The sequence below is a fragment of the Enterococcus sp. DIV2379 genome (genome assembly GCF_050542965.1).
GTDB lineage: Bacteria > Bacillota > Bacilli > Lactobacillales > Enterococcaceae > Enterococcus_D > Enterococcus_D entomosocium.
In genome coordinates, this window is sequence record NZ_CP172938.1 from 669081 (window position 1) to 691653 (window position 22573).

18 protein-coding genes are annotated in these 22573 nt (G+C 41.6%); 13 read left to right on the forward strand and 5 right to left on the reverse strand.

The genetic code is table 11. The features are described from left to right. Positions 1–24 precede the first annotated feature (24 nt). The 3 genes from IGI92_RS03135 to IGI92_RS03145 all read right to left on the reverse strand — a co-directional run bounded on the left by IGI92_RS03135 (position 25) and on the right by IGI92_RS03145 (position 3512). Positions 25–177, reverse strand: coding sequence for a hypothetical protein (locus IGI92_RS03135; protein WP_008377957.1), 153 nt, complete (start codon positions 175–177; stop codon positions 25–27). Between the two features lie 503 nt (positions 178–680). After that, a complete protein-coding gene (locus tag IGI92_RS03140; RefSeq protein ID WP_008377960.1) occupies positions 681–1547 on the reverse strand; it encodes a LysR family transcriptional regulator in 867 nt (288 codons plus the stop codon). A 459-nt stretch (positions 1548–2006) separates the two neighbouring features. Continuing rightward, positions 2007–3512, reverse strand: a complete 1506-nt coding sequence (locus IGI92_RS03145) for a helix-turn-helix domain-containing protein (RefSeq protein ID WP_016611300.1) — start codon at positions 3510–3512, stop codon at positions 2007–2009. Between the two features lie 297 nt (positions 3513–3809). Here IGI92_RS03145 and IGI92_RS03150 point away from each other — a divergent pair, with 297 nt between their 5' ends. After that, positions 3810–6257 (forward strand): bacterial Ig-like domain-containing protein, encoded by a 2448-nt coding sequence (locus IGI92_RS03150; protein WP_430608020.1) that lies wholly within the window; start codon positions 3810–3812, stop codon positions 6255–6257. 166 nt (positions 6258–6423) lie between these two features. Here IGI92_RS03150 and IGI92_RS03155 read toward each other — a convergent pair whose 3' ends face one another. After that, positions 6424–6999 (reverse strand): recombinase family protein, encoded by a 576-nt coding sequence (locus tag IGI92_RS03155; protein WP_005232006.1) that lies wholly within the window; start codon positions 6997–6999, stop codon positions 6424–6426. Between the two features lie 180 nt (positions 7000–7179). Here IGI92_RS03155 and IGI92_RS03160 point away from each other — a divergent pair, with 180 nt between their 5' ends. After that, the gene (locus tag IGI92_RS03160; protein WP_016619493.1) at positions 7180–8667 is read left to right on the forward strand and encodes a helix-turn-helix domain-containing protein; all 1488 of its coding nucleotides are present in this window, start codon (positions 7180–7182) and stop codon (positions 8665–8667) included. A 196-nt stretch (positions 8668–8863) separates the two neighbouring features. Here the strand turns inward: IGI92_RS03160 and IGI92_RS03165 are convergent, their stop codons facing one another. After that, complete coding sequence (locus IGI92_RS03165) at positions 8864–9067, reverse strand: hypothetical protein (protein WP_005232004.1); 204 nt, start codon at positions 9065–9067, stop codon at positions 8864–8866. Between the two features lie 658 nt (positions 9068–9725). Between IGI92_RS03165 and IGI92_RS03170 the strand changes: the two genes are divergently transcribed. From IGI92_RS03170 to wecB, 11 genes are all read left to right on the forward strand, one after another. After that, the gene (locus IGI92_RS03170) at positions 9726–13055 is read left to right on the forward strand and encodes an immunoglobulin-like domain-containing protein (protein WP_430608023.1); all 3330 of its coding nucleotides are present in this window, start codon (positions 9726–9728) and stop codon (positions 13053–13055) included. Between the two features lie 76 nt (positions 13056–13131). Then, positions 13132–13626, forward strand: a complete 495-nt coding sequence (locus tag IGI92_RS03175; RefSeq protein ID WP_008377972.1) for a hypothetical protein — start codon at positions 13132–13134, stop codon at positions 13624–13626. Then, a complete protein-coding gene (locus tag IGI92_RS03180) occupies positions 13623–14876 on the forward strand; it encodes a nucleotide sugar dehydrogenase (protein ID WP_016619491.1) in 1254 nt (417 codons plus the stop codon). The genes IGI92_RS03175 and IGI92_RS03180 overlap by 4 nt, the downstream gene beginning before the upstream one ends. Before the next feature lie 40 nt (positions 14877–14916). Continuing rightward, on the forward strand, positions 14917–15651 hold the full coding sequence (locus tag IGI92_RS03185; RefSeq protein ID WP_086316894.1) for a YveK family protein: 735 nt from the start codon (positions 14917–14919) through the stop codon (positions 15649–15651). Continuing rightward, a complete protein-coding gene (locus IGI92_RS03190) occupies positions 15651–16292 on the forward strand; it encodes a CpsD/CapB family tyrosine-protein kinase (protein WP_008377979.1) in 642 nt (213 codons plus the stop codon). Before IGI92_RS03185 ends, IGI92_RS03190 begins: the two co-directional genes overlap by 1 nt. Positions 16293–16305: 13 nt before the next feature. Further along, entirely contained in the window at positions 16306–16953 is a 648-nt protein-coding gene (locus tag IGI92_RS03195) for a sugar transferase (RefSeq protein ID WP_042890094.1), read from the forward strand. Further along, the gene (locus IGI92_RS03200) at positions 16953–17699 is read left to right on the forward strand and encodes a WecB/TagA/CpsF family glycosyltransferase (RefSeq protein ID WP_008377984.1); all 747 of its coding nucleotides are present in this window, start codon (positions 16953–16955) and stop codon (positions 17697–17699) included. The genes IGI92_RS03195 and IGI92_RS03200 overlap by 1 nt, the downstream gene beginning before the upstream one ends. Further along, the gene (locus IGI92_RS03205; RefSeq protein ID WP_430608027.1) at positions 17696–18949 is read left to right on the forward strand and encodes an O-antigen ligase family protein; all 1254 of its coding nucleotides are present in this window, start codon (positions 17696–17698) and stop codon (positions 18947–18949) included. Before IGI92_RS03200 ends, IGI92_RS03205 begins: the two co-directional genes overlap by 4 nt. A gap of 8 nt (positions 18950–18957) precedes the next feature. Next, a complete protein-coding gene (locus tag IGI92_RS03210; protein ID WP_430608030.1) occupies positions 18958–20373 on the forward strand; it encodes a lipopolysaccharide biosynthesis protein in 1416 nt (471 codons plus the stop codon). Further along, positions 20370–21401, forward strand: coding sequence for a glycosyltransferase family 4 protein (locus tag IGI92_RS03215; RefSeq protein ID WP_016611289.1), 1032 nt, complete (start codon positions 20370–20372; stop codon positions 21399–21401). The genes IGI92_RS03210 and IGI92_RS03215 overlap by 4 nt, the downstream gene beginning before the upstream one ends. Positions 21402–21433: 32 nt before the next feature. After that, on the forward strand, positions 21434–22531 hold the full coding sequence (gene wecB / locus IGI92_RS03220) for a non-hydrolyzing UDP-N-acetylglucosamine 2-epimerase (RefSeq protein ID WP_430608032.1): 1098 nt from the start codon (positions 21434–21436) through the stop codon (positions 22529–22531). The last annotated feature ends 42 nt before the right edge of the window (positions 22532–22573 follow it).

Sequence of the window (22573 nt, forward strand, 5' to 3'; positions counted from 1 at the left end):
TATCTATTAGAAGACAGCGATTCGTTAATAATTCTTTTTAAATTTTGAATAGGTGTTTTTTACAACGATAACGATCAGATTGATCACCATCGACAAACAAAGCGTCCCTAAGAGAATGGCCAGGATCACACCTAATGTGTCTCTTAGAAAGCTGAAGATCGCTTCAATGATAAACATAGTTTTTCCTCCTTTTCTCATCGTCTATTTTTTCTGACAATTGCAAAAATAGGCTCCTTGAGCAATAACTGCCTGCTACTAAAAACATGATCGAACGGTTTTCAAGTCCAGCCTTTTTTGGTGATTGTTCTTTTCCAAAGTAGAGTATACATTGGAAAGGATGAAAGAACGTTTCTATTTTTTATAATCGGTAAAAAATTCTGAAATGTAAAGAACAACAGTGGCTTTTTTATCTCCTGCGGATAGTATGAATAATCGTACCAGTTTGCATAAAAAAAGTAAAATGATAACAAAAAGTGAGTGGCGAAACAAGAGGTAATCATCTGATTGAATAATAATAAGCGAAATGAAAAGCTATGCTGCACAACGTCTGTAGAACAGAAAGAGGTTGTGCGGCTATTTGTTTTCACGCTGCTTCTTTGCTGCTAGAATAAATACTATCATTTTTTTTTTGAAGAATAACTGCATAAAAATCGATCGTGATCAAACTGATTTTATAACAGTTACAGTAAGCGCATTTTTAACTCAAAGACAAACTTTTTTGTAATATTCGGGAAAAGTGTCAATGGTTGCTTTGACAGTAAGCCAATCGTCATGCGGAGATTCGGTAAAGGCAGTGATAAAATTTTTACTTGAGCGCATGTTTGATCAATGATCGAACGCGGGACTAGACCGCAGAAGCCTGTTTGTTCAATCAAATAAGGAATCGTCGTGCTGCTGCTGACATATTCCCATTGGAGCGAAGGTACACACTGGTCAAGGTAGCCCTCGATATTTCTAAGTGCAGGACAGTCACCGCCGGAACTGTATAGATGGATTCCTGTAAGGTCGGCTAATTCCTTAATGATCAATGGGTTCGTGATCGAAGTGATGCAGCAGATTTCTTCTTGTAAAAGTTCTTCATAGACAAAGGAATCTTCGTGAGGAAGTGAGCATAACGCAAAATCAATACGATTTTCTTTTAATGCATCGGCTAATGCCAGCGTGGATCCCACCATGATCTCGAATTTTATTTTTGGGTATTGGTGGGAAAATACATGGAGAAGCTCCGGTAAAATCAACATGTCATAAGGGGGGACGATGCCCATCCGTAAAGAATATTCGACTGTGTTCGAAGCATTGAGCAACTGTTCTTTGACCTCCTCCCACTGAGCGATCAGACCAGGAACCGCCTGTTTCAACAATTCACCTTCCAACGTGAGTACATTGCTTTTTCCTTCCAAAAATAACGCTACTTCTAACTCTTCTTCTAACTTTTTGATATGGTTCGTAACCGTCGATTGGGCATAGTTTAATTTAGCAGCAGCTTTCGTAAACGTACCTTCTTCAACGATCGTTTTAAAGGAGTGCAGCTCTTTGATAAAATCCACATTGGTCCCCCTCTCTTTTTACCTATTATACAAAAAAGGAGCGGGGAGAAGATTTCTTTTTTTTCTAGTAAATAAAAAAAATAGATACAAAAGTTATTTAAAACATGCAGTCTGTTTTGATCGTATGTTTCTTTGCTTTTAAAATAACGCTTTTCACATTTGGTGCTAAGAGTAGCTGCTAAAATTTCTATCATAAAAAAATACACCAAACATCCCAACTTTTCAGGGATTACGAGCAGCACACGAAAACAAGACAATGAATTTTTACGCTGCGCTTGAAAAGAAAAGCATTTGTTAGGAGAGGAATCTTGAAAAAAGGTCTGATTTTTTTCTGATGTGAAAAAAATAGACACGCTAAGAGAAAAGAAAAATGGATACTTAGGAAAGGACTAAAATAGCAAACCATGCAATGAAAAAACTGACGGCGCTTCCTTCAAGAAGGCCGACAGTTTCCTTAGGTCAATGAATCGGTGTGATTCTTGGCTGAATCAGCTGTTCAATCGTTTTGTGGATGATCGTCCAGTCCGAAAGGGTAGGAACATTGGAAATTCGTAGTTGCTGAAATTTGGGGTTACTTTTCAGATGCAAGTCAAAATTGCTAACGATCAAATCAATTTCTCGATGGATCAATTCTTGTTCATCAGGAGCCACTTCAAAAAAATAACTGATTTCTGTATGGTCATTTTTGAATAGCTCTGTTGATGCGGCTAAAAAGGCATCTAATCCAGCACCACCTTGAAAAGCAAAGGCCACTTTGAGATGTTTTTTCAACTGATTGCTAGAAGAAAGTTCGCTTAACAAGGTCAACGTAACTGCGACATGCTCTAAGTGAGTAAACGAAAAGAAACGACTTTGTTCATTAAACTGTTTCAACCATTTATTCCAAGCAAGGTAGTCCGTCTTGAATGTCGCTTCAACAAAGGTTTTGATCTGGGGATCGGCAAATTCGTAATTCGCAGAAATCATCGTTAACAAGCGGAGATTTACGAGATATGCGATGATTTTGTGTGATGCTGCAGGAAGGATAGCTATTCCAGGTTTCTTTAAAAAGGCAGCAACTTCTGCGAGAATTTCTGGTTTCTCTGTATGGTGAAAAATGTAATCCGCCTCGCTTTCCCCATTAATATCCATCGTACTATACGAAATGCAGTGGAGAGCATTGAGGAAGATCCAAAGGAGTTCTTGTTGCGGCAAGTGGATGATCCGGTATTTTTTTAAATAATGTTCGTTTAATATTTTTGAGAAAACAGCGAAGCGTTCTTTCTCTAATAGATTGCGTTCTAAAGACGGTGGCAATGTCAAAAAGTAAGAATAGCGCCACCTACGCTTGGCAATACTTAGCCATAGGGCAAGTCGATAATGACTGTAATGCAAATCTTTTTTGTTGGCTTCTTTTGCTTTTTGGACCAGAAGACGCGCATCTGCAGGGCTGTCTTTATCTAAGATCGTGCTATCGCCATAAGCGGAGAAAAAGACAAACAGACAAAAGCGAATATCGGCTTCGGTACCGATAAAATCAAGATGATTCGTTGCGATGGTCACAGAATAGGTTTGTAAAGATTTGTTCATATAACTGATCGTTCGCAACAGATGACTGCGGGAATAGCCAAATTCGATCGTTGCTCGGTGAATAGAGTATTTTTTATTATCAATGATACTAGACATGATTTTAAACTCCAACGTTTCCATGCCCAAAAGCTGAATGGCAGAATTGATTGAAGCATTTGGTGCATACTCAATCGAAACGATGTTGGATCCAGAAAGTTTGATCTTGACCAGATCTTTCGGCAAACTGTCGCTTAAAATACTTAATTCTTTAGAGACTGTAGGCAAGGAAAGTCCCAATAATGTCGCCAACTCTTGCGGGTGATATCCTGCGGGTGCTGCATTTAGCACTTGCAGAATTTTTACTTGACGAGAAAATGCCTTATCTCGATGTAAGTTGATGGATAAATTTTCTAACATTGATGTCACCACCTCTTTCAAGACCCTGTGGGAGCGATCAGCGATCGAATATAAAAACCATTCGTTTTAAGTAAATTATATAATACTCTGGGCCATTCAAGAAGTCTTATCCCTTGAAAATTGAAGGAATTCATGTTAAAGATGCGGCGCCCACATATTTTTGCGAAGGACAGTCATTTAAGGGAGTTATTTTATAGAAAACACCCCTGCCAGTTGCAGTCAACCAAAATTTGGACAGATTGGAACGGAAGTAAGTGTGAATAAAGTTTGGAAAAAGAAAAAGGAGAAAAAGTAAAAATGAAAAAACGCGTAGTTATAATTAAGAGCGGTTTAATAGGGATGCTGATTTTAGGGACAACCTTTCCAAGCACATGGCCGATCGCTCAGGCAACAGAAAGACAACAAATACAGGAACAAACGCCACCGCTACATACAATTGATTCATTGCTGACAGAGCCAGCAGTAGATATGAATAGGGGAGAAACAGCTGCATCACAAGAAGCGAGAGCTGCTGATATGGTATCCTCAGAAACGAATGCGAGCCAAGCAGAGTCCATCAATTTAAAGGAAGATAGAAGCCAGCCTTATGCAGCTGTGAATAAAGAAGATGCAGAAATCGAAGCTAGTGGAGTATCCAAAGCAGAAACCAATTTAGGAAACATGGAGAATCAAGTCGTATCCACAGAACAAGCGAAGAGTACAGAAAATTTTACTTATGACCTTACCGTTGAGTATGATCCCATCAAGTATAAGGCACTAGACTTAGTTCTACCGATTCCTGAAAAATATGCGCAGCAAACTTTGTACCAATATCCTCAACTGGGGGAAAATTTTTATGTCTATAAAACGAATGAAATTTATATCTTGAAGGGCTTGGGGTTCACACAACAGATACTAGGAAATAACCCGCTACACATTTCATGGACAAGTTTTACAGGTTTTATAATCAACTATTATGGTCTAACAGCGATTTTGGAATACAATGACGCTAACGGTAACCTTTTGTTTACAGCAACATATAATATTCGCTTTACAAATAGCCATCTGACCATTAAATATGTGGATGAGACTGGTATGAAAATCTATCCTTCCCAAACGATCAATGATAGTACCAATGAGCCTTATGATGTCTCTACAAGTGCGTTTATTCCACAAATTCCGGGGTACATCCTTGATACAAGTCAACTGCCAACGAATGCAAAAGGTGTTCTTCCTCGTGGCGAAGTAACGGTGACGTACGTCTATCAAAAAGCACCGACTGACTATACCGATCTGACCGTGAAAGATACCACGATTTATGAACAAGATACATGGACAGCGGCGGATAATTTTGAGCAAGCTATTTCAAAAGAAGGCAAAACTTTGACTTATGAGGAATTTATTGCTGAGGGTGGTCGTGTTTCCGGACAAGTAGATACTAACAAAGCCGCTACGTATAAAATCAGTTATCAATTGAATCATGTGAGTAAAGAAGCAACGATACTCGTAAAACCACGATTCACTGCGATTAAGGTTCATGATTCTTCGATATACGTCGGCGATGACTGGGCCGCAGAAGATAACTTTGATCAAGCCGTAGATCGGGATAACAACCCAGTTTCGTTTGCGGATGTGAACGTTGAAGGAAGCGTAGATACTAAAAAACCGGGGTCCTATGAGGTAGTTTATCGTTATGATGGAGTAGCATCAAAAGCTGTGATCACCGTCAAAGCCGACCAAACCAAGGTGACTGCCCATGACAGCGAGTTGTACACAGGGGATAACTGGACAGCTAAGGATAATTTCGATAATGCAACAGATAGAGACGGTTCATCTGTTGATTTTGGGGATATCACTGTCACAGGGATTGTCGATACGACGAAAGTAGGCGAGTATGAAGTTATATACAGCTATCATGACTTAGAAAGCAAAGCCCTTATCACCGTCAAAGCCGATCAAACTACAGTCAAAGTCCACGATAGCGAGTTGTACACAGGGGGAAACTGGACAGGCAAAGACAACTTCGATAGCGCAACAGATCGGGATGGTAAACCTGTTGATTTTGAAGATATCACCGTTACAGGAAAAGCAGACACAACGAAAGCAGGCGAGTACGAGGTCACTTACATTTATCGTGGTGTAGAAAGCAAAGCCACTATCACCGTCAAAGCGGATGAAACATCCCTAAAAGTCCACGATTCAACGATCAAGCAAGGCGATGAATGGTTGCCAGAAACAAACTTTGATTCTGCCACCGATCGTGATGGCAAAAAAGTAGCCTTTTCAGAAGTAGAAGTCAATGGCACAGTGAACAACAACATAGTCGGTCAATACACGGTTTCCTACCATTACGGAGCAGTGATTGCCCATGCCGTGATTACTATACAAGCAAAAGTCAGCGAAACACCTGACGAAACGCCAACAGAAGTACCAGAAGAAAATCGCCCGGAAAGTGAGTCGCCTGGGACTGAAATTCCTGAAACTGAAGCGTCTGATCCAATAACAGAAGAACCAATTAAGGCACGTCCTGAGACAGAGACGTCAGAAACAAACGATGATGAGAAAAACGAAAAACGTCCATCAGAACAATCAGACAACCCCTCAGCAACAGGACAGACAACACCGATCAAAGCAAGCAAACAATCCACTGTTAAGAAACTGCCAAAAACAGGAGAAACAAGCAGTGTTTTGCTAAGTGTTACAGGTATCCTATTCTTAATCGGCGGGTTGGTGCTCTTGTACCGTAAGAAATCATGGAGAAAATAACAATAGGATCGACAAAAGAGCTAGAAGAATAAAACATACAGGACGAACAAGCTGGATGAATTGCTTTAAGAGAGAACAAAAAAGCAATCACAAACATCAGCAATGTTCGTCCTGTTTATTTATATAGTGAGCAGCCGAGAGTACTAAGTTTAGCCAGCACTTGTATTTATGAAACGATCTCCTCTTTTTCCAGACTAAGATAACGATAAAAAGTTGATCGTTTTAACCCTGTTTGGGCACAGATATCCACAACAGCTTTTCCTTCTTTTTGATAAAGGTTCAATGCGTGTTGAATCAGTCCAGGATCGATTCGTGGGCGACCACCGATATTTCCTCTAGCACGAGCGGATTCTAAGCCTTCTTTGGTCCGTTCGACGATGATGTCTCGTTCGAATTGGCTAAAGGCTTGGAAAACAGTCATCATCAATTTCCCTTGTGGGGTTTGCGTATCAAAATTTTCTTTGATACTGATAAGCTTTACTCCTTTTTTTTCAAAAAAGTAGACAAGATCAATGAGATCTTTGGTACTTCTTCCTAGTCGCGAGAAACTTTCAATGATGATTTTATCGTTTTCTTTCACTCGTTTTTTTAATTTATTTAATTCAGGACGATTCGCACGAACACCACTGATCTTTTCCGTATAAATTTTATTGCACTCATACCGGTCAAGTAAATCTAACTGACGCGAGAGATCCTGTTGTCTTGTGGAGACACGTGCGTACCCATAAACCATATTTGTCATACGAATTCCTCCAGTTGCACAAAAATAAGTCTACATAGAGAATACCTTGTTTGTTCACTTAAGTACACATTCAAGAAGCTTCTTAATGTGAATTTGGGAAATAGCAAGGTTTTTTTATGCACCTAAATATTGTACTATAGTAAAGACACTAGTCGGTGAGGAAGAAACATGGAGGGGAAAATGAGAGAATTGCAGTTAAATTTTATGCTAAATAAGACGACCGTTCGCTGGCTTCAAATGTTAAATACTTTTGAGCGAGAACGGACTTGTTCCATCGCAAGTTTAGCAAACAAACTTGATGTGACCCAACGGACGATCAGCTCGGATATCAAAGAATTGAAAACCTATCTACAAGAGGCAGCCGAATTTTCGCTTGTAGCCAATGGCTATCATTTTAGGGAAACGAATCCGAAAAAATACTTGTCCCAAAAAAAGGAGCTTGTTGCAGAAGAAGGAATGTATCAAATCGTGGAAGCCATTTTCCACGGTGAATTCTGTTCGGTTGAAGAGTGGGCGCAGCGCTTGTATGTATCAGAAAGTACGATGCGTCGTTATTTGAATACTGCTTCTGTGACGTTGCGAAAGTATCATGTGGAGTGGATCTTGCAACCGGTTAATTTGAGTGGCTCCGAAGCCAATATTCGCAAGTTCTTTAAAGATTTTTATTATGAATCAGATGTCACCCCTCATACGCTATTGCCCCCCAAAGAACTGATTGCACTAGTCAGTGATGTCTTCTCAGAAATTCCCGCAGAGCTGGTGAATACAGGCGTTTCTCCGAGTGATTTTTATTATAGCTTGTATATTGCGATCAAGCGTTACCAATTGGGAAAGACGGTTCAGATTCCTCAATCGTTGGCAAAAATCATCGAAACCCATGAGGCATTTGCCGTAATGAATGACTTAGCACCTAAAATCGAAGCGCTATACCGAGTAAGACTGCCGCAACAAGAAATTATGTGGCTTTATTTAGTGACCGTGATGAAACGGACTTTGACCGAGCCTGAAAAAGAGCAGCAATTCGTTGCATCGTTTGGACTGTATCCTGAACTCGAAGAACTGAGTCAGCGCTTCGTTCAAGAATGCATTTCCTTTCAAGAGCCCCAACGGGTCAAGACGATGATCCACGCCTTTTTCCTGTCAAAGAAAATCAATGAGCAACTGGCGCCCGTTTTAAATCACTTGCTAACAGAAGTAAAAAATGAAGCGCAGAAGCATCGTTCTGCCGCTTATCAAAGGAATCTGGCATTTATGAAGCAGCACCAAGCGATTCTTGGGATCAAGCAGGAGTATCTGGTAGATATTTGTGCGGCACTGACCCTTTACAGTGAAGCAATCAGGGAGCTCTATGCTCAAAAAGTCAGACGGATCGCATTGATAATAGAAGGCGATCTCTATGCCTGTCACACGATTCGTGCGCGCTTTTTGCGTTATGTCGGCAATGATCATCTGGTATTTTTTCCAAAAATCAATGAATTGACGACCGATTATTTGAAGGGAAATGCCATTGATCTTGTGGTTACAAATTATAGTGAATATTTATCAGAGTTCATCTTATCGACTGATTATCTTTTGCTCAAAGCAATCCCCGATCATCAAGATTGGCAAAGAGTGATTGAAAAAATCGATCCTCAGTTAGGGCAAGCGTTAAACGCTCCCACAGCCTAATATACGTGTTGAAAAAGAGCATGACGAGGACATGTGTGGATAAATTAAAAGGAAAAGCCGCAACCGTTGCGATCAACGGTTGCGGCTTTTATTCGTTCATCTAATAAAAAAGGGAGTTATCTGAAAATAGGCCCACTGTTCCTGAATACCAAAAGATTGGGTTATTTTGGTGAAAGAACAGCCTACGTTGAAACAGTTAGTTGGCATTTACTAGTTTATCAAAAATTGCTTCAAAGGTTTTGAACGTATCACTATCTAACTGACAAAGCCATAAAAGGTAGCTTTTTTCTTTGAATGTCCATTCGATCGAAGGGTAAGAGGCAATCAAGGCATGGTATTTCTCTCGTTGTTCACTGGTAGCTAATAACCACCGCTTCTCAAAAATCTTTTTCTCTTCCATTTTTATCTATCCCCCATAAAGAAACGTTGCCTGAAACTTCACTAACGGGCAACGTAAATCTAATGATATGCAGATCTGTGTTTAGTATACCAAAGAAAAATGAATTTTTTTAGAAGATGTGTAAAATTACATACAATTTCTTTTATTTTGCTTTTTTTGGGACCTTTTTTGAAGAAAAGAAGCGTTCTGTTGAAAGGAACTGTTATTAAAAATGTTTGTGATAATACTAAGAATTAGTAGGCAGAAACCTTGTATCCATCGTATTGAGTCAAGTGGTTACAGGTAATAACAAAAATGGACGATCCTTTTTAAATGATAAGGAATCGTCTTTTTTTATAACACTTTTTTTGCACAAACTTTTAAAATGCCTTATTTAAAAAGAAAATGAAAATCAATTTATTCATACAGGTTTGCAAATCTTGATTTATCGATTGATGATCAACCATGGTAAATTTAATCTCGTTAAAAACGATAAAATTTCGTCAAAAAAGCATTATTTTATAGCTCTAATTTAGGTTTTTAGATAGTTTGTATCGAATAGGTTGTTCCGATAAGAGCTATAACTGATTTTTTCGAGGGAGTAAGAAAGGGTGACTGATAAAAACGTGAAATGAATCTTTAAAGTACAAGAGAAAGAATAGAGAAAAAGGAGTTACTTATGAATAACAAATTTAGTAAAAAAGTCACAGGTTTATTGTTGATTAGTCATTTAACTTTATCAACTCTACCCATTACCGCTTTTGCTTCAGATGAGAGTGCTGCTTTACCGGAGGTGCAAATCGAAAGCACAAGCGAGTCATCTATGGGGCAAAGTGGTCTACCAGTTCTAAATCCAGAAAGTAATACTGATACAACCAAAGAAGATGTCGCTGATCCGGATAAAGAGAATGCTGCAGAAACTACTCCAACAGAAGAAACCGCAGAACAAGAAGCACCTGTTGAATCAGAAGGAAATGACAGCATATCCAGCATTACTGAGGAAGAGACAACGGAGTCAATTCAAGCGAGAAACATTCAAGATGCCCATGTACGGACTACAGAAGAGTTCATATCTGCTTTACAGAATTCTTTGATTCGAAACATTTATTTAGAAAATGATATTAGTCTGACTAGAACATTTAACATTACTACTAACAAAAATATTTACGGAAATGGGTATACCCTTGATTTGAATTTTTTCACAGTTGGTTTAGCTGCTACAGGAATCGTAGCCAATATTGAAAATATCAACCTTATCAACCAACAAATTTACTCATTTTTTTGGTCAGAATTTCAAAATGTTACAGTAAATTATCGTGATGTAACATCGTCTGGTCGCCAATTTATTTATCTTGCACATGGTACAGCAAATTTATATGGGACAATTGATGCTACAGCGAGTCTGGAAGAGAATTTCCAAGGTGGAGATTTGATTATTAAAGAAGGCGCAAATGTCGATTTCAAAAATACGTCAGCTATTAACGCCATTATTTCAAAAACTGGAGTCACTGTAGAAGATGGGGCTGTTTTAAACGTAGAATCTAGAGGAATTGGCATGTATGTCACTCAAGTACCCGCTATCAATATCCGTGGTGAGGCGAACTTCGATTCTTCACAAAATATAGCTATTTATGCACCTGTAGCAAATGGTTATATGACTATTCACGAGCATGCCAAATTACGTGCGACTTCTAAAGTCACGAATCATGAAGCGATTATGCTGCTAAACGGCTCCTTGACAGTTAAAGATGGAGCTACTCTAGAAGCAAGCTCTGAAGGAACAGAATCAACGATTCAGACTGGAAATTTAATGAGTTTCGAAAAGGGGTCGAATTTCCTAGTGACAAATACGAGAGGACCAGCTTTGGGCGCATATGCGAAGCCAACTGATGTGGCTATTGAGTCATTGAATGGTTTGGACACTTGGGCTGTAGGGAATACGCAAACAGATAATCCAACAAACAGTTATTCTGGTCATTTGACAGCAGTCTTTTCGTTAAATACTTTTACTACAGGACAGGTAACGTCTAACTTAATTTCGAACAATCCTGACTTTCAAGCAAACTTCAGCTCGGGAAGAGTTGGAAGAATCGCTGGAGGAAGTTTTGTTAAAAGACAAGAAATTGCACAAACCACAGTCAATGAAGTAACCAATGAAGACGAAACTGTTACTGGTAAAGCAGAACCCAATGCTGCTATTGATATTTTTGTAAACAATGAAGTAATTGCTTCTGGAACGGTAGATTCTACTGGTAACTATGAGATAAAAATTCCTAAACAGACTACCGGCACTGTTATTCTTGTCAACGCATCAATTGACGGTTTAGAATCATCTGCTCAAACAACGGTTACTCGAGCATCTTTGACAGAGACAACAATATCTGAAATTACTACAACAACAACTCAAGTTAATGGTACGGGTGAGCCAAATGCATCAATTGAAATAACAGTTGATGGCACAATTATCGCCAATGGACGTATCGGTAGTGATGGAAAATACAGCTTGACCATTCCTTTGCAAAAAGAAGGCACTGTTGTTCAAGCACAGGCGACTTTAAACGGGTTGACATCTAATGTTGCGTCAACGGTAGTTACTGCGGTACCTACAATCACCGAAGGCACGATCACACCAGCAAGCTACAATGTTTCTTCGGGCGATCAGTTCCTGAGAGGAACGTATACCGGTGATGTTGCTTCTGCCCGTGTGTATGTAAATGGGTCATCCGTTCGTGGTGGGAATTTTGCTGATGGTTCGTTCGAATTCTTTATCGGCAATCGCATCCAATCCGTAGATGATGTCGTAGAAATCGAAGCCTTGGATCAATATGGCAAAGTACTTGATCGGACAACTGTTGAATTGACTAGAGATTTGGCTGGTACGATCACACCGGATCAATACCGAGTTGGTGAAACCATGATTACAGGGACCTTTACGGGTGATGTCAACTTTGCACGTTTAGTGATCAATGGCACGCCTTCTAATGCATGGGGTGGTACCTTCAATGCCGATGGCACCTTCTCGTTTTATGTAGCGAACCTTGGGATCAAAGCGGGCGACAAAGTTGAGATCCAAGCGTTGAATCGTCAAATCAATGGCAACACGGAAGCCATCGAAGTGCTAGAAACCAAAGAAGTAACAGTGATTGATCAACTTCAAGGGACGATCACACCAGATAAATACAATTACACTGATACCACGATTACGGGAACCTTTACGGGGGATATCAATTTTGCCAACTTGGTGATTGATGGACAATCGGTAGGTAACTGGGGTGGTACCTTCAATAAAGAGACGGGTCGCTTTGAATTCTTTGTTCACGCACAATTTAGAGACCAGATCAGAACAGCAGCGAAAGTTGAATTACAAACTTACCATCGTGAAACAGTCGATGGACAAACGATTGATCATAAGCTGGTGTTGCAGCCGGTAGAAATTGTCAAAGCAACAGGTTCGATTCAACCAGCAGCCTTCAAAGTGACAGAGAGTGAAATTACCGGAACCTTTACTGGTAATGTGAATTTCGCCAACTTGATCGTTGATGGGCGTTCAGTTTCATGGGGTGGTACCTTTAACACAACAGACCAAACCTTTACTTACTTTGTCAATCAAGATACACGTAATTTAATTCGCGATGCGGAAACAGTTGAATTGGTTGCTTACCATCGGGAGGTTGTTAATGGCCGTCCAGTGGACACCGAATTGGATCGCAGTGTAGTCACTATCGATAAAGAATTTATTGGTACGATTACACCAGACCCATACAAGCTGGGTGACAGAACCATTACGGGAACCTATACAGGAGATGACATCAACTTTGGACGACTTGAAATTGATGGCATGATTCTGTGGGTAAGTGGTTTTGCGGATGGCACGTTTACCGCTTATTTGAACCAAGAACAAGCCAACAGCGTGACGAAAGACAGCAAGATGACGATCCATGCATTGCATCGCTTTGCTGACTTAAGCACACGAGAAATCGCACAAGCAACCGTTTCGATCACAGAATAAGAAACAAAAACTATGAGAGACCCTTGTACCTTGCCTGTTGCAAGGGGCTCTTCATTGATAGAAAGAGAGAAAGCAAATGAACATGAAGAAAAAAATCGTTAGCCTCTTTAGCCTTGCCCTCATGGGGAGTTTTTTAGCGGCTTGCTCGACGGATGACCAAGCAAAGACGGATACTACCCAAGGCAGCGAACCAATCGAACAAATCACGGATCAAAGCAATGCCGAGCCGCAATCGATCATTGGTGGATTAAAGATCATCATCGACAAACAAGAAATCAATCAAAAGAAAACAGAAGATGGGGAACAAGTATTACATACATTTACCATCACAGCAGAAAATATGGGGTCAGTTGCCGCTGGATTAGGTTCGATTGATTTTCTTTTAGAAACTGAAGAGGGAGAATTTCTTGAACTTGATCATACCATGGCGATGTTTGGCAATGAGATCGCTGTAGGTGAAACCATCACTGGACAAGTTTCCTTTGCTTTAGAAGAAGGACAAGTGGCGAAAAAACTGATTTATAAACCCGGTGAAGAACAATTAGCAGAATGGGATGTTAAGAGCGAATGAAGGTAAACGTTATTGGATTGGGGTATATCGGGCTGCCCACAGCACTTACTTTTGCAAACCATGGGATTGAAGTCGTTGGGGTTGATGTGTCAGAAACAGTCGTTCAATCACTTCAAGCAGGTCAGGCACCAATCGAAGAACCCGACATTGATCGCTATCTAGCACAAGCTTTAGCGAAAAAGACATTCAATGCACAGTTGGTTCCAGAAAAAGCGGATGTCTTTATTATTGCCGTACCAACGCCAAATATCGCCGATCAATTTGGTAGTTGCGACTTGTCCTACGTGAAAGCGGCGATGGCTGCTATCTTACCCTATCTTGAAAAAGGCAACACAGTCATTGTTGAATCGACCATTCAACCCCGCACGATGGAAGACATCGTTGGACCATTTTTTGAAAAAGCAGGTTATACCATTGGAGAAGATCTCTATTTGTTGCATTGCCCAGAGCGAGTTTTGCCAGGGAAAATCTTTGAAGAGCTGGTGATGAACAATCGAATCATTGGTGGCATGACGAGCGCTTGCACCCAACAAGGCAAACGCATTTATAAGACCTTCGTCAAAGGAAACGTGCTGGAGACTTCTGCAAGTATCGCTGAGCTATCGAAATTGATGGAAAACACCTATCGCGACTTGAACATTGCACTAGCCAATGAATTGGTCCAAATTGGGGATCGCCTAAACATTGATGCACTCCAAGTGATTGAGTTAGCCAATCAGCATCCACGGGTCAATATCCATCAACCGGGACCTGGTGTCGGCGGTCATTGCTTAGCAGTCGATCCGTATTTTGTTGTCGCGGCAGCACCTGATGACGCGAAGTTAATTCAATTGGGGCGGATGATCAATACAGAGATGCCTGAATTCATTATAAAAAAAGTCGAAGAGATCTTAGCGATTCATGGTGGAAACAAAATCGCGGTCCTAGGGTTGGCGTATAAGGGCAACATTGACGATGCCAGAGAAAGTCCGGCTGTTGAGATCGCCAAAAGATTGAAACAAAAGAAAGCTCTGCAAGTCACTACCTATGATCCTTATGTCGCCACTTCTGATGTTGCACAAATTGAAGCAGCACTAACAGACAGTGATCTGGCATTGATCCTCTGTGACCATGATGCCTTTAAAGACATAGCGCCGGCAGCCATTCAAGCGATGAAACAAAAAATCGTTTTTGACACGAAAAATATTGTGACAGGTAAAACGAGGTTCGAGGCTGCCTATTCTCTTGGGTCATTACCAAGCGCCCAGTAAATGGTTTGATTGCTATTTCTGTTATTGAAAGGGAAAACCAATGAATAAAGAAATAAATATGAAAAAATTGAAGCAAGTCCTTCAGCAACGAATAGGCTGGATCCTCATGATCATTAGTATTCCCTTACTAGCGATGTTGCTTTATCTAACCCTGTTTGCTGAACCCATTTATCAAAAAAGTGCACAGTTGCTGATTAGTCAGTCAGAAACGATAGCTGGCAATCGTCTGGAAAACCAGACGATTCAGGCAGACCTTCAACTCGTCAGTACCTATAGCACCATCATCATGAGTCCTCGCATCTTAAATGAAGTCAGTGAGGCGCTAGAGGAAAGCTACGATGTGTCTGAATTGTCGGAGATTTTGAGTGTTACCAATGCCACCAACTCGCAGATCATCGAAATCAACGCTTACCATCAAAGTCCGAAGATCGCAGCCGAAATCGCCAATACGACCGCCAGCGTTTTTAGTGAAGAGATCCCTAAAATCATGAACATTGATAATGTCACGATCTTAGCAGAAGGAACCGTTTTGCCACAAGAAACGCCTGCTCGTCCAAACAAGTTTTTGTTGTACAGTTTGACCACTTTTTTAAGTCTTCTTTTCGCTTTTACGTATGTGTTCCTCCTGTTGGTTTTTGAGCGCAGTTTTGCTTCGAATACGGAAATCGAAGAGGTCTTAGGGGTAAAGGTCATCGGAGAGATAAGCAAAGAAAAACGAGTTGCTTCGTTTAAAACCATCCAGTCGAGAAGCTTTAGAGGAAGGAAGCGTGTGTGATGCGTAGCATGAAGGAAAATTATTCCATCATCAGCGAACAAGTCAAGTTGATTCGCGAAAATGTCGACTATTTATGCCAACAACAAGATGCTCAAACGATTTTGATTACTTCAGGAGAAAGCGGTACGGGAAAATCCACGGTCTCGGCAAATTTGGCGGTCGCCTATGCCCAAAAAGGGAACCGAACCTTATTGATCGATGCGGATCTGCGTAAACCCACCCAACATTATTTGTTTTCACAAGAAATGCACGTGGGCTTGTCCAACTATATCCGACGGGACATCTCGATCGAAAGCTGTGTCCAACAAGTGATTTTAGAAGATTGCGAATTTTCAATCATCACTAGTGGAGCCATTATGTCAAACCCTAATGATCTGCTCGCTTCTTCGAAAATGACCGCAGCCTTGCAAGAGGTCAAACAACTATACGATGTGGTCATTATTGATACGCCACCAGTCAATGTCGTTTCGGATGCCTTGATCCTAGCCAAGAAAGTCGACGGTGTACTTTTAGTCGTTCATGCGGATAAAACGAACAAACAATCCGCAAAAAATGCCGTCAAAAAGCTACGCCTAGTTAACGCAAACATCTTAGGTGTCGTTGCGAATGGCACGGACACGGGTGAAAATTACTATTATTAAGGAGGGGAACTTTGTGGAAAGACCCGCTTTAGACAAGCAGTCAAGGGTTCAAGCGACTAGCTATTTACGTTGGAAACGCACGATAGAAGCTATCTTTAGCTTGGGCTTATTAGTCGTCCTTAGCCCGCTGTTACTGCTGATTTGTATAGGGATCAAATTTTCTAACTGGCAGGCACCGATTATTTTTAAGCAAGTTCGTGTTGGCAAAAATGAGGCCACGTTTGTGATGTACAAATTTCGAACGATGGTGCCTGATGCCGATCAATTATTAGGGCGATACCTTGATAAAAACGAAATTGAAGGGGCCATGTTCAAGCTGAAGAAAGATCCGCGAGTGACGCGCTTAGGCCGTTTTTTAAGAAAAACGAGTCTTGATGAACTGCCCCAATTGATCAATGTCTTGAAAGGGGAGATGGCACTGGTCGGCCCCCGTCCTCCTTTAGAAAGAGAAGTCGTCAGTTATTCAGAAAAAGACAAGCAACGATTGTGTGTCACACCCGGGTGCACAGGGTTGTGGCAAGTCAGTGGACGAAACGAATTGAGCTTTCAAGAGATGGTCGCATTGGATCTCTATTACATCAATAACCTGAGCTGGTTATTGGACTTGAAAATAATTATGAAAACGATTGGCGTTGTTTTCTTACCCAAAGGAGCATTCTAATGGAGCAACAAGTACGTGTATCACTTTTAGGCAGCAATCTCGATTCCTTAAACTTTCAGGAAACCATTACTAAGATCGAGGCAATGATCGAACAGGGGATGCCCGCACAGCATGTTTCAATTAACGCGGGAAAAATAAACTTGATGCGAAAAGATCCCTCGTTGCGATCGATCGTCAATCGGGCAGCTTTGATCACGGCTGATGGGCAGTCGATTGTCTGGGCAGCGAAATATTTAGGGTGCCCGGTACCAGAAAGGGTAACAGGCATCGATCTTTTTCGCGAGCTGGTCAAATTGGCAGCAGAAAAAGGCTGGCGTCCTTATTATTTAGGAGCAACTGCCGAAGTCGTAGAAGCCGTCGTCAAACATGACCAACAGCTCTATCCCGACCTGAACATAGCGGGTTTTCACCATGGCTATTTTTCCGAAGTCGAATCATTGGACGTGGCAAAAGAGATTGCACGGACGCAACCAGACTTGCTGTTTGTCGCTTTTTCTAGCCCGCAAAAAGAGATTTGGCTCGATACATTCAGCGAAGTGTTGCAAGTGCCATTTGCGATGGGCGTTGGCGGCAGCTTTGATATCGTCGCAGGCAAAACCAAACGAGCGCCTTTGTGGATGCAGCGGGCAGGTTTGGAATGGTTTTATCGCTTTGCGCAAGAGCCAGTCAGGATGTTTGATCGCTATATCATAGGAAATTTACGCTTTTTACAGTATGTGTGGGGAGAAAAAAGAAGAAACGCATGAAATCAAAACAGCAAAGCCATCACCGCTTCTTCCTGGGGATTGTGGCCATTTTTCCGATAATCGACGTCTTAAACGGCTTATTTCTAAGTCTGGGCATTCCTTTTCCCATTGGCGTGTTCTACCGTTTGCTGTTCTTTTTGTTCTTAGTGATTATGATCGTGACAGAAAAGATTCCCCATAGCTACTATACATATTTAACGTATGGGTTTATCGCTGTGACGCTTACGATTTTTCTGTTACAAGCACTTTTTCTAGGGTACAGCTGGCAGTGGGTGATCGAGGATCTATCGGTGTATATCAAATACCTCTTATGGGTACTGATTCCTTATTATGTCTATCAACGAAAAAACGACTTCTCCAAACTGCACTACGACAGCTTGTTTATTGTTATCAGTGTCTGCTTCACCTTGGGGCTACTGATTCCTTATTTTTTAGGGCTAGGCTACCAAACTTATGACAATTCTGATGCTGGGTATAAAGGCTATTTCTTTGCCAATAATGATACGAGCTTTGCCTTTATTGTTTCAATCACCTTTACAGTCCAGGCACTAATTGTTTCGATCAAAGAACAGACCCATAAGTTTTCACTGTTTTTGGCTAGTTTATTCGCTGGAAATTTCGTCTGTTTGGTCTTGGTCGGTACGAAAACCGGCGTGTTTTATGGTGTCGGTGTGTTGTTCTATCTTTTAATCCGATTGGTGCTAGGCATTGAACGTAAAGCATTTCTGCAACAATTGTTTATCTGGTTTATGAGTTTTATTACGATTGCTTGGCTGCTTATTCAAGGACTACCATTGCTGATCCAAGCCGTCGAAGGAACCTATCTTCGCATGGTGTATTTTTATCATCTTTTCGACGGGGACTTGATCCGGCTATTTTCTAGTTCAAGAAGTGATTTTTTGATTGGTGGGATGAACGCCTTCTTAAATGATGAGGCCCGACACTTTACCATGATCTTTGGCCAAGGCTTTGAATACCGTTTGGCACACTTTGGTCGTCTTGGCTTAATTGAAATGGACTTCTTCGACACCCTTTTCGGGCAAGGCCTACTGGGAATAGCGTTATTGCTGCTAATGCTCGCCTATTTTGTCCATTTGGCCTTTCAGCCACGAAAACGATCGGTTTATAGTTTTGCCTTGATCGTGGTGCTTTTTTATAGTTTTTTTGCCGGGCATGTTTTGTATTCGGCATTGTCTTCCACCTTTTTAGGATTGATTTGTGGAGGCATTATTTTAACAGAGAAAGAGTGAACAACTGATTGAAAAAATTACTTTTGAGGCTGGGCTTTTTCTCCCTCGGTTCGTTAGGTTCGGCGGTCTTAAACTTGGTGCTTTTGCCCGTAACGACCAGCTTTTTGACACCCGAAGAATATGGGAAGACCAGTATGTTTTTCCTTGCACAGACCTTTTTGATATACGTGATCTATCTCGGCTTCGACCAAGCCTTTACGAGGGAATACCATGACCAAGAAAACAAACGCGAGTTATTGCAACAAGCGATGCTCGTCCCGTTGCTCGGTTCATTTTTCTTTCAGCTGATCCTAGTGGTTTTTGCGGCAGATTTTTCGCAGCTTTTATTTGAATCTCCACAGTACACCCGTGCGATTTATTTATTTGCTCTTTCGTCGGGACTGCTGATTTTTGAACGGTTTCTTTTGTTAACGGTTCGAATGCAAAACAAAGCGATCCAGTTCTCCGTTTACAGTATTTTGGTGAAATTCATGGTCTTGTTCATCACGTTGCTGTTTCTCTTTTTTGGTCCGCCGACGTTTATTACGGTGGTCTATGGCATGCTCTTCGGTCAGATTATCGGTGATTGTCTGTTGATTCTGGCAAACCTGGCGCTTTTTATGCCGCTCATTCGCCAAATCGATCGCAACCTGATCAAAAAGCTGAGTCGTTTTGGCTTGCCGACGGTGGTGGGAACGTTCCTCTATAGCCTGTTAATGATTATCGACAAAATGATGCTGCGCTATTTTGCTGATTTTGCCGCTTTGGGTATCTACACGGCTGCATTCAAAGTGGCAAGTGCCTTGATGATTCTACAAGTTAGTTTTGCCAATTTTTGGATTCCCACCTCCTATGAATGGTTCAAAAAAGGCAAACCATTGATTTATTACGAACGAGTCAGTCACTTTATCATGATCGTCTTGTCGATTTTCTTTTTACTGATGGTCTTTTTCAAAGAAACGATCGTCATCTTATTGTCGCAAGACTACTTAGAGGCCCAGTACTTGTTTCCCTTGTTATGTTTTTATCCCTTGATGATGACGATCAGTGAAACGACCAATCTCGGGATCGTTTTTTATAAGAAAAGTCATTTGAATATTGCTGCCTCTTTGCTGGCGGTCTTAGCCGCATCCCTTGGTCATCTCCTACTCGTACCGACAATTGGCGCCACAGGAGCGGCTTGTGCTACGGCATTAGGGTACTTGGTCTTCTTTTTTGCCCGTACATATTTTTCGATGACCTATTGGCAAGGGTTCTCAGTCAAACGCCAAATCAGCCTTTCGATCATGCTGTATTGCTTTGCGCTGTTTACGGCATTCAATCGGACTCTTTGGCTGGAAAAGAGCCTCGTTTTGCTGCTGATGCTCTTCGTCGTTGTTCTTTATCGCAAGGAACTAAAGCAGGTAACTAGATTTGTACAAGAAAGGAAAATCAACAAAGCATGAATATCTTACTTATCGGTCCAGATCCAGCAGCAAAAGGGGGGATCGCAACGGTCATTCATAATTTCCAAAAAGCAAAAGCGCCAGAGGACGTGCGTTTCGTCGTCCATAAGACTTGGTCGGAAAAAGGAAAATATTGGACGCAGCTCAAAGCGTTTCTTACGTTTCGTCGGCACATCAAAAAAGAAAGGTGCCAGATCCTTCATTTCCACGTTGCGCAAAAGGGCAGTTTCTATCGCAAGAGTTTGCTGTTGTTGCTAGCACCAAAACATTGCAAGACGATTTTTCATATGCATGCTTCGCAATTTGACCAGTTTTATCAAAACAGTCCTTCATGGGCAAAGTGGTGGGTCCGTTTTACCTTAGCTCGGGTGGATCAGCTCGTAGTGCTAAGTAGTAGCTGGTCAGCATTTTACCAAACGATTACCGATACCTCAATCGAGGTCTTGCCAAATGCCGTAGCGGTGCCGGAGGAATCCTTTTATGACCCTACCGCAAAATGGATCATCACTCTTGGCAGGATCGGGCAAAGAAAAGGCAGTTTTGATCTGTTGGCAGTTGCAAAAGCAATGGCTGTTTCCTTTCCCGAGATTCGCTTTATGTTATTTGGCGATCAAGAAAATCAACAGGTTGCCCAACAGCTCCAAGAAGAGGCTCTCACCAATGTGTTCTTAAATGAGTGGGTAGCAACCGATGCGTTACCAGCTGTTTTTCGTAAGGCAGCCATCCATTTTCTCCCTTCTTATCACGAAGGCTTGCCGATGGCGATCTTAGAAACCATGGCGGCAGGTATCCCCAATGTAACGACGAAGGTTGGGGGAATCCCAGAGTTGATCCAATCGGGTGAAAACGGCTACCTAGTAGCTGCCGGTGATATTCAAGCAATGATCGAGACGTTGAGCAGTCTGTTAGCTAACGAGGAAGAACGAATCAAAAGCAGCCAACAAGCCAGAGCAACGATTGAGCAACAGTATGCCTTAACGTCGTATATGAAGCGCTGGCAGAAGATTTACAAAAAGCAACTTGATTAATGTTCAAATTGCTGAAAAAAAGGAGAGGTACGATGCAAAAAATAAAGGTATTATCTATTTTTGGTACACGACCAGAAGCCATCAAGATGGCGCCGGTCATTCAAAAATTAGCAAACGATCCACGCTTTTTATCAAAGATCGTCGTGACAGGGCAGCATCGAGAAATGCTTGAGCAAACGTTAGCGGCATTTGAGTTGACCCCTGATTACGACTTGGCTATCATGCGAGAAAATCAAACCTTGACCAGTATCACCAGTCGTATTCTAGAAGGACTCGAAGGTGTTTTTCAATCGGAAGAACCAGACGTGGTGTTGGTTCATGGCGATACGACGACGGCAGTCGCAGCTGCGCTAGCCGCTTTTTATCAGCAGATCTTGATTGGTCATGTGGAGGCGGGGCTGCGTACCGGCAACAAGAACGATCCGTTTCCAGAAGAAATGAATCGCCGGTTGATTGATCAACTAGCGGATTTTCTCTTTGCACCGACGGATCAAAGTCAGGTTAATCTGTTAAAGGAAAACCACCCACACGACCGCATCGTCGTTACTGGCAATACGTCTATTGATGCTTTGTACCATACGTTGGCACAAAAAAAAGACCGAAAACCAATTAGTGAGAAAAAAATCCTTTTAGTTACGATGCACCGGCGAGAAAACATTGGGCAACCCATGGAACAAGTGTTTCGTGCACTAAAACGCATCGCTGTTGCTTATCCCGCACTGACGATCGTCTTTCCGATGCATAAAAACCCTCGTGTCCGTGCACTAGCCAAGCGCTATTTAGAAGGGCAGCAAAATATCGAGCTGATCGAACCATTGGATGCCCCTGCATTCTATCAGTTACTGGCAGGCAGCTACCTTGTTTTGACCGATTCAGGAGGGATTCAAGAAGAAGCACCCTCCTTGGGGATTCCTGTCTTGATCGTACGTGAAACGACGGAACGCCCAGAAGGGGTGGCAGCAGGGACTTTGAAACTCATTGGTACTAATGAGGAGCGTGTGTATTCAGAAATCGTTCATTTATTGTCAGATGAGGCAGCATACAAACAGATGGCGCAAGCCAAAAATCCCTATGGAGATGGACAAGCCAGTGAGCGGATCGTGGCTGAATTAAAAAGTTATTTCGAGTAGAGGAAGGCGAACCTATGAGACAATTCCAATCATCTTTTGTCA